This is a genomic window from Kitasatospora sp. NPDC018619 (assembly GCF_044391605.1).
In the GTDB taxonomy this organism is placed as follows: Bacteria; Actinomycetota; Actinomycetes; order Streptomycetales; family Streptomycetaceae; genus Kitasatospora.
Window position 1 is genome coordinate 265,104 of sequence record NZ_JBISAI010000002.1, and the last position, 13,956, is coordinate 279,059.

Here is a 13,956-nt window from a genome sequence, read left to right on the forward strand (position 1 = left end):
CCAACCGATTTTTGGGGGTGTAACCCCCCCTTCAGAGGGCGAGCATGGGGGGGTACGCCGGGCCCCCGGGGACGCCGGGGCGGCGCCGGGCGGGGGGGCGGGGCCCCGCCACCGCTCACCTCACCTCGTCACACCTCGCCTCGTCAGACCTCGCCCCCTCACACCTCGCCCCGTCACGCCGCGCGGTCCGGGCGCAGGTGCCGGGCGAAGAAGCGGGCCGCGCTGTCGGCCTCGAACCTGGGCAGGTCGAAGTGCCGGCCCGCGTTGGCGTGCAGCGTCTTCTCCTGCGAGGCGAAGGCGTCGAACAGCGCGAGGCTCGCCTCGCGCGGCATGAGCTCGTCGTCCCACTGGAGGAGGAACTCCACCGGGACGGTGATCTGCTTCGCCTTCTCGACCAACGCGTCGGGCCACATCAGGCCGAGGACCGCGGCCCTGATCCTGGGCTCGGCGGCCACCAGCGGCAGCCCGAGCGCGGTGCCCATGGCGATGCCGAAGTAGCCCACCGGCCCGTCCGGACCGATCTCCGGGAGCTGCTGGAGCGCGTCCAGCGTCGCCCGCCACTCCGGCACGGCGAGCTCCGCCAGCCGCGCGTTGAACGGGACGACGACCGGGCCCAGCGGCGCGCCCGCCGCCTGCGCCCTGCGCAGCTCGGCGACGTCGGCCTCGTCCTGCGCGCTGCGCGGGCGCTCGCCGTGGCCGGGCGCGTCGATGACGGCGACGTGGAAGCCGCAGCCGTTCACGAAGCGCTCGGCGCGCCCCGTCATCGAGGGGTGCTTCTTGTGGGTGCCGCCGCCGTGGCCCATCAGGACGAGCGGGGCGCGGTCGGCGCCGGAGGCCGGCGACCAGAGGACACCGGGGACGTCGCCCACGGTGAAGTCGCGCTCGGTCATGCCGTTCGACGACGACTCGGAGGTGAAACGGAGAGTATGCACGGCTGGTGCCTTTCGGGAGTGCCTGGTGATCGAGGCGCTCCCGGCGACGCCTACGTCAGCCGCCGGCCGTGACCACAAGGGGGAGCACCCACGTCGATACTGCGTTCACGGGTCTCACCTCCTCGGACGGTGTCACGGTCGACCGGAAAGCTACCAGGCCGGCCGGGGTTCCTCCAAGCGCTTTTCCCGGCGCCCCGCGCTCAGCCGCCCAGGTGGGCGAGCAGCGCGTCGCCCGCCGGATAGGGGCGCTCGGCGGGCAGGAGCCGCCGGGCGGCGTCCAGGTCCCCGGCCCGCACCCGGGCGTGGACCGCGTGCGCGAGCGCGGTGACGTCCTCCACCGAGACGATCCACTCGTCCGCGTACCGCTCCGCCGCCTCCCCGGCCAGGCCGAGCTGCAGCGACCGGTGCGGCAGCGGCCGCAGGTGCAGATCGCGCTCGGGATCCCACTGCACCCGCGCGGGGGAGCGCTGCAGCTGCTGCTTCCAGGCGGCCCGGTCCGGGTGCAGCCCGGGCACGTAGTGGGACAGGCAGCTGTTCGCCAGCGCCCACTCGAAGCCCTCGCGGGTGATCCCGACCGCCAGGACGGTCTCCTGGCCCTCCTTCGCCGCCCAGCCGCAGCGGTACATCATCCACAGGAACGACGGCTTGATCCACGTCATCCGGTCCCGCTTCCACGCCGCCGGGAACCGCCCGTCCCGCGCGGCGGGCAGGCCGATCGCCGGGGCGTACGCCTGGTAGACGGTCACCGTGGAGTCGGTGTGGAGGGCGCGGATCCGCTGCTTCGGTTCTGACACGGTGCCCAGCATCGGTCCCCGGCCCGCCCGGTGCCAGCGGATTTCCGGGGCCTGGGCCCTGAGGACGGGCAGCGCCGGCTACTTCCTCGACAGCGAGTAGGTGTCCCGGTTGTCGGGGTCGGACGTGAGGAAGTACAGGATGGTCCGGCCGTCGCGGTCCCGGGTGACACCCATGTCCCAGGTGCCCTGGGCCGGTGCGGGCGCGGTCCGGCCGGCCGCTTCCCGCTCGTCGACGCCGGTGGACGGCGATGCGGAGGCCGCGGCGGGCTCGGTCGGTGCCTCCCCGCCCGGTGCGGCCCCGCCGGGGTCGGAGGTGACGGTGAGGTGGACGACGAAGCCGCGGCCCACGGTGTTTCCGCCCCGGTAGCGCCCGGGTTCGTAGAGCTCCCAGCTCCCCTGGCCGGTCATCCGCCAGTTGTCGTCGAACCGGAACTCCTGGCCGTCGAGCCGTGCGGTCCGTGCCGCGCCGGCCGGACCGAGCGTGACGCTGCTGCCGCCCCAGCCCGTCCACGTCCCTTCGAGGTCCGCTGCCGTGACCTGGACGACCGGAGGCGCCGGGGCGGTCCGGTTGTCGACGCAGGACGACGTCAGGAGGGCGAGCGCTGCGACCACCGGGAGTGCCGTGAACGCGGATCGTGCGGGGAGGAGCACGGACTTGCCTTTCTCTGTGGAGCACGACGGGCGGGCCGGGTACGGAGTACCGGCCCGCCCGCAGGGTCACGAGGTTACTGGTCGACCGACATCCGGATGGATTCGGTCCAGGTGACGGTGAAGCCGACGGCACGCTGGCCGGCGGGGAACACCGACGACATGGCACCCGACAGCGCCTCGGCGCCGCCTTCCTTCGCGCCCGAGGAGTAGCCCTCCGGGGAGACCCCTCGGGTGAGCGATTCCTTGGTCATGCTCTGGGTGAGCTCGAACTGGACCTTGGCGGTGTGGTTGAGGCTCCCGTAGTCGGTGACGGTCGCCTTCAGGTTGAAGGACCCGAGGATGGCACGGGCCGACCCCTCGACCGACTCCGGATCCCGGTTCCCGATCAGGTACGACCCGAAGTCGGAGAGCTCGGCGGCCATCATCAGCTTCAACGGGATGTCGTTGAGGCTGGCGCCGTAGGTCGTCTTGTAGTCGAGGCCCGTGATGGTCTCGCCGAGCTTGGTGCCCGGACGCTGCTCCAGGTACTTGCGGACCACGTCCAGCCACATGTGCTGGCGGACCTGGGCGGTGAACTTGTCGTTCTCGTCGAAGTGGTACTCGCTGGGAGCGATCCCCATGAAGAAGAACGCGGCGATCTGGGGCGCGTCGGGATCCAGGACGGCCTTGGCGTCGAAGTTCCCGCCCGAGGTGTAGGCCGCGGCAGCACGACGGCCCAGTTCCTCGCTGCGTGCCGCCTTCTTGATGTTCTGTCGCTGGACCTCCTCGGCGCGGTGGTTCTCCGCGACGATCTCGTTGTAGCGCTTCCCCTCCTCGACGGGCTTGGTGCCCATGTTGGTGCAGACGTACATCCCGTTCACGCATTCCTCGAAGGCCATGCCACTGGGGTCGGAGTACGTCACGGGGTTGTTGGCGGAGTAGGTGTAGCCGTTCGTGGTCTGGGGCTTGTCCGCCTCCAGGAGCGGGTCCACCGAGATGAACCGTCCGGTGGCGGGGTCGTAGTCGCGGGCGCCGAGGTGGGTGAGCCCGCTGGCCTCCTGGACACCGCCGAGGAAGCCCCGGTTGTCGGCCCAGGGGGTGGGGCCGGCGCCGCGGACGCCGCCGAAGGGCGTGGTGCGGCGCTGGGCGACGGCGCCGGTGGTGGCGTCGATGCCGACCTCGGCGGTCCCGTGGTGGTCGTTGATCTGGAAGGTCAGCTTGTTGTCGTCGGTGCGGACCGCGGTGGCCGCGCCGAGGGGGTAGCGGCGGGTGGCGGTCGCCTTGGCGGCGCCCTTGACCAGCTTGAGTTCGGTGTTGCCGAGGTAGAGGGTCCAGCTCTCGGCGGCGGGGGCGGCGGTGTCGAGGGTGTGGCCGAGCAGGCGGTTGCCGCCGGCGTCGTAGAGGTAGTCGGAGGTGACGGTCGTGGGGGAGGCGGCCGTGGTCGTGACGGTGTCGGTGACCTTGGCGAGCCGGTTCTCCGAGTTCCAGGTCAGCGCCTGGTCACTGGTCCGACCGGCGCCCGGCCTGAGGTGCCGCTCGGTGGTGTTGCCCGACGCGTCGTAGGCGTAGCTCTCCTGCACGGGGGCGCCGTTGGCGCCGGTGACGGTGCTGGTGCCGGTGAGGGAGTGGGGCTTGGCCGCGGTGGCGGCGGGGTAGGTGTAGGCGGTCGTGGCGTCCTGGGCGGTGTTGCCGGTGGTGTCGTGCCGCGTCTCGCTGGCCCGGGTGCCGTTGGCGTTGTAGGTCCAGCTGGTCCAGTACGGGGCCGGGCCGCCGAGCCGGGTGCCGTCGGGGGCCGAGCAGCCACCGGAACCGGGGGTGTAGGCGTCGGTGAGGCGGACCAGGTGGTCGTAGCTGAAGCACTGCCGGTCGGTGCCGGAGCGGGAGGTGTCGGTGACCGAGGTGACGTTGCCGGCCTGGTCGTAGGTGTAGGCGGCGGCGCGCGTGGCACCGGTGACGCCGTACTGGTCGGTGCGGGTCGAGGCGAGGCGCTGGGTGCCCCACTCGTAGGCGTTGGTGACGTAGACGTCCTTGCCGGCGGTGCCGTTGCCGAGGGTGGTCTGCAAGGGCTTGCCGGTGAGGCTGAAGGTCTGCCCGGTCTGGTACTTCGTCAGGCCCTCGGAGGCGGTCAGCCGGTTCAGGGCGTCGTAGGTGAACGCGACGGACTCGGCCGGCAGGTTCCCGGCCGCCGGGTACGCGGTGCTCCTGGCCTGCCCGTCGAGGCGGTAGACGGTGCCGGTGACGTAGCTGCCCGCCAGCGCCTCCTGCCCGGGGACGGACGGAACGGTGACGGTGGTGCGGGTCGGCCGGGAACGGGCGTCGAACAGCGAGTACGTCGTCTTGTACTCGTAGGTCCGGCCGCCGACGGTGCTGAACCGGGAGCTGGAGGACTGGAGGCCCTTGTTGCCGGCCGGGTCCCAGGCCTGGGAGGTCAGCAGCGGGCCGGCCGCCGAGTCCTCGTGGGTCTCGGTCAGGCGTCCGAGGTTGTCGTAGACGCTGGCGACCGTCCGGCCGCGCCCGTCGGTGGAGGCGGTCACCTCGCCGCGGTCGTTGTACGTCTTCACGGACGTGCCGCTGTCCGGGTCGACGGCCTTGGTCTGCCGGCCGAGCTGGTCGTAGGTCCAGCTCCACACCGTGCCGGCCGGGTTGGTCAGCTTGGTGAGGTGACCGGCCGGGTCGAAGCCGTAGGTGGTGGCTTCGTACGGGCCCGTCGGGGTGGCGGCGTTGTACTGCCGCAGCTCGGTGGTGTGCCCGGCGACGTCACTGATGGCGGTGGTCGGGGTGCCGCCCAGCGGCGGGGTGACGGTGACCCGGTCGCCGCCGTACTCGGTGAGCGTGGTGGAGACCGGGGTGCCGACGCCGTTGCCGGCGAGCAGCGTGGACTTGACGACCCGGCCGAGACCGTCGAACTCCTGCTTGGTCTGCGACTCCACCCCGACGGTGTCGTCGAGCTTGAACAGGGCGGTCGAGGGCGCGCCGGTGGCGTAGTAGGGGGCGAACGCGAGGGCCGCCTGGCCGCGCTCGTCGTAGAAGGTGTCGGTCAGCACCCGGCCGCCGTTGTCGCCGGGCGACTGCGACTGCCGGAGCCGGCCGAGGCCGTCGTAGAGGCTGTAGGCGGTCTGCTGGGAGCCGTCGTCGTTGAGCGAACGGCTGGCGACGGCGGCGATCCGGCCCTCGTCGACGGTGTAGGCGTACTCCTGGTTCGGGGTCTGACCCGTCGCCTTGGAGCGGTCGGGCAGCCAGACCTTCAGGGTGCGGCCGAGCGCGTCGTACTGGAGGTCGGTGCGGCGGTTGTTGGCGTCGACGGTGTCGGTGGCCAGTCCGCGCAGCAGGTCGTAGTCGGTGGTGGTGGTCTGGGTGGTGGTGGCGTCCCCGGCCTTGGCGGGCGGGGTGGTCGCCACGGACTTCGTGGGGCGGCCGGTGGCCGGGCTGAAGGCGGTGGTCGTCGTCCGGGCGTTCGGGGACGCGGTGGTGACCGGCCCGGTGGCGCCGGTGGTGTCGAACACGGTGGTCGACGCCAGCGTGGTCGAGGTCAGCGCGCGCCCGTAGACGTCGAACGACACCGCGGTGTCCAGGTAGGTGGCGCTGTTTCCGCTCTGCGACTTGAGGGTGTGGGCCAGGGTGACGTCGCCCTTGGTGGGGGCGGCGCCGTAGGCCTGTCCGTCGTAGCGGCTCCGGGTGTCGGACAGCACGACTGACGTGCCGTCCGCCCGGGTCTGGCGGTCCACGGCGGTGGCGCAGCCCGCGGCGACGGTCTCGGTCCGGATCGAGCCGGTGAGGATCCACGCACCCACGTTGTCGGCGTAGGTGGTGCGGGTGCACTTGTCGTCCGCGGCGGTCGCCACGTCGCCGAGGTCCTCGGCCTGGACGACGCGGCCGTAGTCGTCGAACGTGGTGCCGGTGCGGGTCTCGCGCCACGCGCTGCCGGCCCCCTTGTCGAGGGACGTGAAGGTGCGGGTGCCGCTGATTCCGCCGATGTTGGCGGTGGTGGTGCCCCAGTCGCGGACGCGCTTGGCGGTCTCCTTCTTCCACGGGGTGTTGACGGTCTTGACGAGGACCACGCCGCCGGGCTTGTCGTACTGCTCGGTGCGGTACTCGTAGCCCGCCCAGGCGTCGTCGTCGGTGAGCGTGGCGCCCTGGCCGTCGTCGACGGTGACGCTGCGCTTGGCGTTCTTGTCCGCGGGGTTGTTGCGGTCGCCGTCCATGCCGCGCAGGAAGTAGTGGTCGGCCTGGGTGGACATGCCGGTGACGCCGCCGGTCTCGATCCGGGCGTGGGCGTAGCCGCGCCACTGGGACCAGGTCTTGAGCTTCTCCTTGGTCAGGCCGTCCTCGTCGTCGAAGTGCCACGCGGCGTCGCCGAGGTAGGTGTAGCGGGTGACCATGTCGGGCGCGCCGCCGGTGCGGTCGGTGGCGATGACCGCGTCGACGACGTACTTGTTGAACCACTCCGTGGTGACCGGGGTCTCCTCGGAGGGCTGGTACATCTGCGGGAAGCAGCGGGTGGTGTTGTTCTCCGGGGTCGGCAGTGCGTTCCAGTCGCAGGCCGGCGCCGAGTAGTTGACGTCGATCTGGCCGCCGAGCTCGTCGGTGACGGTGCCGAGGCGCTGCTTGATGAACGGCATGCGGCCGTCGCCGACCTTGTCGAGCCGGTTGGCCAGCTGCTTGTAGGCGAAGGTCGTCCTGGGCAGCGTGACGGAGGGGGCGGCGGAGGAGCCGGTGTGCCTGACCGAGTCCAGCAGCAGCTGGTAGTCGTAGTCGGCGGTGCCCCACTTGTGGGTCAGGTCCCAGGTGTCGACGGTGGCGTAGGTGCCGTCGGCCTGGAGGGTCTTGGCCGCGACCTGGGTGAGGCGGGTGCGGGTGAAGAACGTCGGCGCGTACTGGCCGGTGCAGTCGGTGCCGTCCTTGCAGTTCTGGTCCCACGGGGTGTCGTACCAGTACTGCCGGTTGGTGTCGATCTTCGCCGGGTCGCAGAGTGCGGTGTCGGTCTCCAGGCAGCGCTCGGCGGTGGCGAAGTCGACGCGGCCCATCGGCTTGACGGTGGCGGAGTAGATGTCCTGCTTCTGCTGGCCGTACTCGATGTGGTCCAGCCGCCCGCCCCGGACGTACGGGGTGCGGTCGGTGGCCTTCAGGTTGCGGCCGTAGTTGTTGGTTTCGGGGGTGTACCAGTAGGTGACGTCGTTGCCGTGGGCGTCGACCACCAGGTCCAGGTTCCACCGCCAGCCCTGCTGGCACCAGGACGAGGCGAAGTCCGCGCCGTTGCACGGCTCGCCCGCGTTGTTGCCGTAGACCGGCACGGTGTAGACGGACCTGGTCTCCGGCTTGCCCGCGCTCCAGTTGGGCATTCGGTTGTAGCCGAAGTAGTAGGTGGTGCCGTCGGTGGTGGTGGCGCGGAAGTACTCGCCGTCGTTGTCGCCGTTGCCCCGGCCGGTGTCGCGGACACGGACGACCTTGGTGGCGTCGTCGTTCTTGATCCGCCACTCGTCGCCGGAGACCGGGATCAGTTCGCCCGCGTGCCCGGCGAAGCTGATGGTGGCGTTGTCGGTGCCCCAGCACTGGTCGCCGGGGCTGGACCTTCCGGTCTTGGGCGCCCCGTCGTCCGCGCACGCCTTGTAGCTGCGCTCGACGAAGCCCGGCGACAGGTCGAAGCCGTCACCCGCCCAGGAGGCCTGGTTGTTGCTGTTGGCCGTCCGGCCGTCGATCGCGCCGGAGTTGTAGGACAGGCCGATCTTCGGGGTCAGCCCGCCGGGCATCGCGGTCAGCGGCATGTCGTACGACCAGCTGAACGAGCCGCTGTTCAGCGCCGTCGACCAACTCGACGCGCTGGACAGCGGCGTCGCCTTGTAGTCGCCGCTCGGCCCGGCGCTGCCGGTCGTGGCGGCCAGCACCATCGCGCCCGGCGCGGCGTTCAGCCGCATCGATCCGGCCGGGGCGGCGGTCAGCGCGTCCGCGGCCACCGTCTGCTTCGCCGTGTCGTTGCCGCCCGGCAGCGGGGTCTGCACCCGGCACTCGGGCAGGTCCGGGGTGGTCAGGGCGCACTCGGGCAGGCGGACCAGCTTCAGCCGGGAGCCGAAGCCGGAGCCGGCGGCCTGGGCGAAGGACGAGTAGTCGACGGCCAGGCCGCTGTTCTCGTCCGCGCCGGTGACGGTCAGCAGCAAGCCGTTGACGCCGGCCTTCGCGGCGGCGTCCTGGCCGAACAGCTCGACCTTCGCCCTGCCGGCCGAGCCGGCGGAGGAGAGGGCGACGGGCAGCTTGCCGGCCTTGACGGCCTTGCCCTTCTCGCCCGGCACGTCGACGGTGGCGCTGCCCGCGCCGGGCAGGGCGCCGTGCTTGCCGTCGGTCTTGCTGACGGTGGTGTCGGCCTTGCGGCCCTTGGCCTTCGCGTCCGAGCCCTTGACCGGCTTCTCGGGTGAGACCGCCGAGGGCTTGGTGTACGGTTCCGCGGCCGCCGCGACGGCGGCCAGCGGCAGTGCCGGCAGCAGCGACCCGACCAGCGCGCCCGCGATGACCGCGGACACTCTGGTGCGGGTCGGCCGCGGCACCGACCTCTTCCTGCTCATGGGTGGAACAACTCCTCGGAAAGGATGGGGATATGACAGACCACGGGCCGGGCGGTCGGTGTCCGCCCGGCCCCTGGACATCGGGATCAGACGCCGGTGGAGGTGTCCAGCACGGCGTTGTAGTCGGCCAGCTTGGCGATCTGCGCGGGGCTCAGCACGCCCTGGTACAGCCAGACGTCGTCCAGCTCGCCGGAGAAGTACTCACCCCACGCACCGGACTCCCGGTTCCGGCCGAACTGCACGCCGCCGCCCGCCTCGTAGGGCTGCGGAACACCCGCGGCCCAGGAGATGTGCGCGGTGCAGGTCCTGTCGCCGTCCGCGCAGCCCTGGTTCTCGACCTGGCCGTTGACGTACAGGGCGAGCCGGTCGGAGAAGGCGTCGTAGCTGACCGCCAGGTGCGTCCAGTTCTCCATGACGGAGACGGCCGAGGTGTGGGCCGTCCTGGTGCGCTTGGCGCCGGTGCCCGCGTCGGTGTCGCTGACCTCGGCCTCCCACTGGCCGTACGGCTGCCCGGTGACGGGGTTGTTGCCCAGCGGCACCCAGCGCACGGTGACGGCGCTGTTGTTGGCGCCGGCGACCGAGAACGCGGTCATCTTCCGGGTCGGGACGCCCGCGGTGTTCGCCCACCCGGCCAGGGTGAAGCTCTGGCCGGTGTGCAGCGGGGTCGAGGCGGTCGCGGCGTAGCCGGTGGCGCCGTCCAGCAGCAGGGTGCCGGCGGTCGGGAACAGGCCGCCGTCGGCCTTGATCGAGGCGCCGCCGCCGAGCTGGGCGCCGGCCTTGGCCGGGCCCTCGTCGGGGGTGACGGCCGGGGTGCCGGCGGCCGCGTTGAGCTTCCAGCGGCCGGCCAGCTGCGGGCGCTGCTGCACCATGGCGCCGGCCTCCGCACCGGTGACGACGCGGTCGTAGATCCGCACGTCGTCGATGTCACCGCCGAAGAACTCGCCGTTGACGCCCTCGCGGTTGACGGCGCCGATCTGGATCGGGCCGGGGTTGGCCCACGGGGCGTTCTGGGTGTAGTCCGACTCGCCGACCAGGAAGCCGTTGATGTAGAAGCGCAGCTTCTTCGCGGCGGTGTCGGAGACGCCCAGCAGGTGGGTCCACTCGCCGGTGGTGCCGGCGAAGCAGGGCGCGCCGTTGATCTGGGTGCCCGGGGTGCAGTCGGGCTGCCAGGTGCGCACCAGGGTGTCGGCGGAGGTGTCCTCCTTGTAGCGGCCGAAGGCCCAGCGCTGCCAGTAGGCGGAGTAGTACAGCGAGAACTCGCTGTTGTGCTGGCCGATCTGGGAGACGGCGATCTTCGCGGTGCCGTCGCCGGGCGTGGGCGCCGGCAGCTTGACCCAGGCGGAGACCGAGAAGTCCCGGGTGCCGTCCACCTGCGGGCGGGTGCCGCGCAGGTAGTCGTCGACGCCGTCCAGGTGGATCGCCTTGTCGGCGATGCCCGGGCGGCCGAGCGCGACGCCGTTGTAGGCGGTCAGGTTGTCGTTCTCGGCGGTGCCGACCGGCTTGGCGTCGGTGCCGTCCAGGTGCCAGACCGCCTTCGCGGGGCGGCCGGTGGCGAGCTGCTTGTCGGCGGCGACGTCGGTGACCTCGGCCGTGCTCAGGGAGCGGTCCCAGACCCGGACCTCGTCGATCGAGCCGGGCCAGTTCCCGACCCACTGGCCCTTCCAGCGGTTGCGGCCGATCTCCAGCGGGCCGTGCCCGTCCCAGACCGTGCCGACGGTGGCCGACTTCATGAGGCTGCCGTTGACGAACAGCTGGATGGTGCGGGCGTCCGCGTTCCAGACGCCGGTCAGGTGGGTCCACACGCCGGTCGTGGCGGGGTCGGTGGACTGGATGCCGACCGTGGTCGCGTCCTGGTTGCCGGCCGCGGTCTGGACCTTGAAGCCCCACTTGGGGACGCCGCCGACGTTCTCGATGCCGAGCTGGAACGCGTAGTAGTCCGGGCCGCTCTGGCTGACCGCCGCACGGTTGTAGTCGCCGCCGTTGAACTTGACCCAGGAGGAGACGGTGAAGCTGCGGGAGGTGTCCAGGACGGCCGAGGAGGCCTCGGCGTAGCCGTTGGCGGTGCCGTCGAGGGCGAGGCCCTCGCGGAGGTGGCCGGCCGCCCCGGGGGTGGCGCCGGAGCCCAGGGTGGTGTCGAAGCCGCCGCCCGTGCCGGTCACGCTGGTGCCGCTCGGGTCGTCCATCGACCAGCCGGCGCGCTGCGGCTGCCCGGCGAGCACGTTGAAGTAGTACGTCTCGGGCTGCGAGGCGTTGCCCGCGCCGTCGACGGCCCGGGCGGACAGGAAGTGCACGCCGGCGGTCTGCGGCTGGACGCGCACGGCCTGCCCGGCGCCGCCGCTGGTGGCGACCTCGTTCGCCGCGGACGGCGAGGTGTCCAGGCCCCACTGGTACTTGACCACGTCGGTGGCGGCGGACTTCAGGGTGAAGTAGCCGGTCCGGCCGACGCCGTCGGTCCAGGGGAGCGCCGCGGTGGCGTCCTTGGAGCCCGGGTAGGCGTTGGAGGTGATCGCCGGACCGTCCGGGGCGGAGGTGTCGACGATGAAGTAGCAGCCGGTCGGGTCGCCGTCGGAGGACCACGGCCCCCACTGGGCGCCGTCCCAGGCGCGGGCCTCCCAGTCGAGCTGGATGTTCTGCGGCAGGCTGGTGGGCAGCGGCCAGGAGAAGATCGAGCCGGAGGCCTTGAAGGTGTCCCAGCCCGGTGCGGCGTCCTCCGAGCCGGTGGACCACCAGCGCCGGCGCAGGCCGGTGCCGTCGTCCCAGCCGACCGCGAACTGCACGCCGACGGCCTCGCCGTCCGGGTCGGTGGCCCGGGTGGTGACCTGCGGCATCTTGTTGATCTTGATGCCCGGGTACTGGCACACGGAACCCGGCGACATCGTCATGTCGGACATCGGGATCTGGTTGGGCCGCAGGTTGTAGTACACCGACAGGTAGGCGTCGTCGGTGAAGCGCTTCCAGGCGAGGGTGTCGCCCTCGTTCTGGGCCTTCAGGCCGAAGGTGATGGTCGGCCAGCCCCAGTTGGCGGCGTCCTGGACGAGGTTGCGCACCGCGCCGTCCTCGCCGTACTCCAGCCAGCCGCCGGGGCAGTTGCCGCTCCAGCCCTTGGCGGTGTTGATGGTCTGGAGGTAGCGGCCCCAGAAGCCGGAGGCGTTCTGGGCGTTCCAGTTCAGGCCGGGGGAGATGTAGCCGGTGTTCCACAGCTCGACGGGCCGGGCGTCGCAGGAGTACGACCAGCTCTCGTAGGTGCCGAAGGTGGCGGCGAGGACCTGCTTGCCGACGAACGGGTTGGACACCTGGAAGAAGGCCCGCTTCACGTCGGTCGGCGCGCACCGCGAGGTGTCGCCGCAGTAGCCGACGCCCCAGTCGTGGACGTAGGTGCTGTTGTACGTGAAGTGCCAGTACGCCTGGTTCGGGTAGGTGCGCGAGACGCCCGCCCAGTCGCCGGCGTGCGGGGTGTTCCACGCCGGGTCGATCATCACCGGGTAGACGGTGTCGGGCGCGGCCAGCATGGTCTGGTCGGGGGACAGCACCAGGCCGTCCTTGGGCAGGTCGACCTTGAGGCGGGTCATCTTGGCGCCCTCGCCGGGCAGGTCGCCGTAGCCGGCGGCGGCCGGGTCGCTCTGCGCGGGGGCGGGGGCGGTCTGCGCCGGAGCGGCGGGAGCCTCGGCCTGCGGGGCGGCCTGCGGCGCGGCCTTGAAGGACCTCGGTGCGGCAGGCGCGGCGGCGGGGGCGCTCGCGGGCGCGCTCGTCGGGGCGCTCGGCGCGGCGCCGGCCGGCTTGGAGGAGTCCCACATCACCGGCACGGGCGCCTCGAAGACGGTGCCGCCGCCGGACGGGTCCTTCGCCTTGAGGGTGCCGTCCGCCTCCTGGCTGAAGGTCAGGCCGTGGCCCTGGAGGCCGAGCCGGAGCTGGTCCAGCTCGGGGTTCCTGGCGGCCTCGGGCGTGTGCACCACGATGACCTGGGTGAACCCGGTCCTGGTGGCGGACAGCTTCAGGTCCACGTCCGGCAGGATCGACGCGTACTCGGCGGTCGCGCCGTTGACGGTCGGCTTGGGCAGCGGCTTGGGCCAGCTGAGCTTGAGCTCCTTGCCGGCCCGGGCCATGGTGACCAGCGGCTCGCTGCCGCCGCCGGAGAATCGGAGGTCCGCGGTGGAGCCCTTCGGGGCGATCGCGCCGCCCGGCAGGGACTGCAGCGTCGGGTCCAGCTCCACCCAGGCGCCGTTCTTGCGCACCCGCTTGGGCTGGACGTAGGTGGTGGTCTTCAGCTTGCCGTCCGGCTGGGCGACGGTGTCGCTGGTCTCGCTGCGCTTGGCGAGCACCTCGACCGGCTGACCGGTGCGGGCGGCCTCGTGGACGGCCTGGGTCTCGGCGGTGTCCTGGGATTCCGTCGCGCCGGGCGGAGGTGTCCCTCCGGGGGTGGCGGCGGCGGCCGGCACCACCGCGGTCGCGGCCAGCGCGACCGCGGCGAGTGCCGCGGCGAGCATGCTGCCCGACCGTCTTGCTGCTGTTCTCACTGTGCGTAAGCTCCGACTTCCGAATGTGGGCGAAGTTTGAGCGGATCCTTATGGACACCTAAAAGAACTGTCAACGCTTCATCAGAAAAGCGTGAGAAATATGCCCTTGGTACGGCCGTGCCGGGCGGGGGGCAGCTCGGGTGAAAACGGATGAACCGGCCACTTGGCCGTGAGGCAAATCACATCGGAAGGGGTGCTCGCCAGCCGGCCTCGGAGGCCCGTCCGACGGTCGCGAGCGGTGACGCACGGCACCGGCGGGCCGGTCCGGCTGCCGGGCCGGCGGCGCTCCGTCTGGGCATCGCCGCTGGTCATCCGAGGTCTCGTGGCGAGGGTGGAGCGGGGGCAGGGCGGCGGCGCGAGGCCCGACGCTCGGCGGGGCCGTACGGTTCCCGGAGTCCGAAAGATCGCTTGTGCGGTGTTCGGCGCGGGAAATCCAAATGGCCACTGGCTGTTCGTCAGGTCGGATAACCAGGCTTCGCTACCGCGGAGTTGCCGGAAAATAGCGCGGCGGAATTGCCAACTCGGGCGTCGT

5 protein-coding genes are annotated in these 13,956 nt (G+C 71.8%); all 5 read right to left on the reverse strand.

The window, feature by feature from the left end; genetic code table 11:
• Positions 1-173: 173 nt before the first annotated feature.
• Positions 174-932 (reverse strand): alpha/beta hydrolase, encoded by a 759-nt coding sequence (locus ACH5AR_RS03700; protein WP_396299749.1) that lies wholly within the window; start codon positions 930-932, stop codon positions 174-176.
• Positions 933-1,132: 200 nt separating this feature from the next.
• Positions 1,133-1,738: a DUF4291 domain-containing protein gene (locus ACH5AR_RS03705; protein WP_396299750.1), complete on the reverse strand. Its 606-nt coding sequence runs from the start codon at positions 1,736-1,738 to the stop codon at positions 1,133-1,135.
• Between the two features lie 66 nt (positions 1,739-1,804).
• Positions 1,805-2,338 carry a hypothetical protein gene (locus ACH5AR_RS03710; protein WP_396299751.1) on the reverse strand — a complete coding sequence of 178 codons (534 nt, stop codon included), beginning with the start codon at positions 2,336-2,338 and terminating at the stop codon, positions 1,805-1,807.
• Between the two features lie 113 nt (positions 2,339-2,451).
• Entirely contained in the window at positions 2,452-8,910 is a 6,459-nt protein-coding gene (locus ACH5AR_RS03715; protein WP_396299752.1) for an RHS repeat domain-containing protein, read from the reverse strand.
• A gap of 86 nt (positions 8,911-8,996) precedes the next feature.
• Positions 8,997-13,394 (reverse strand): LamG-like jellyroll fold domain-containing protein, encoded by a 4,398-nt coding sequence (locus ACH5AR_RS03720; RefSeq protein WP_396299753.1) that lies wholly within the window; start codon positions 13,392-13,394, stop codon positions 8,997-8,999.
• Positions 13,395-13,956: the final 562 nt, after the last annotated feature.

Bases quoted from the DNA above. Each gene is read 5' to 3' on its own strand.
- ACH5AR_RS03720 (WP_396299753.1), bottom strand. From the start codon at position 13,394: ATGCTCGCCGCGGCACTCGCCGCGGTCGCGCTGGCCGCGACCGCGGTG.
- ACH5AR_RS03705 (WP_396299750.1), bottom strand. From the start codon at position 1,738: ATGCTGGGCACCGTGTCAGAACCGAAGCAGCGGATCCGCGCCCTCCAC.
- ACH5AR_RS03715 (WP_396299752.1), bottom strand. From the start codon at position 8,910: ATGAGCAGGAAGAGGTCGGTGCCGCGGCCGACCCGCACCAGAGTGTCC.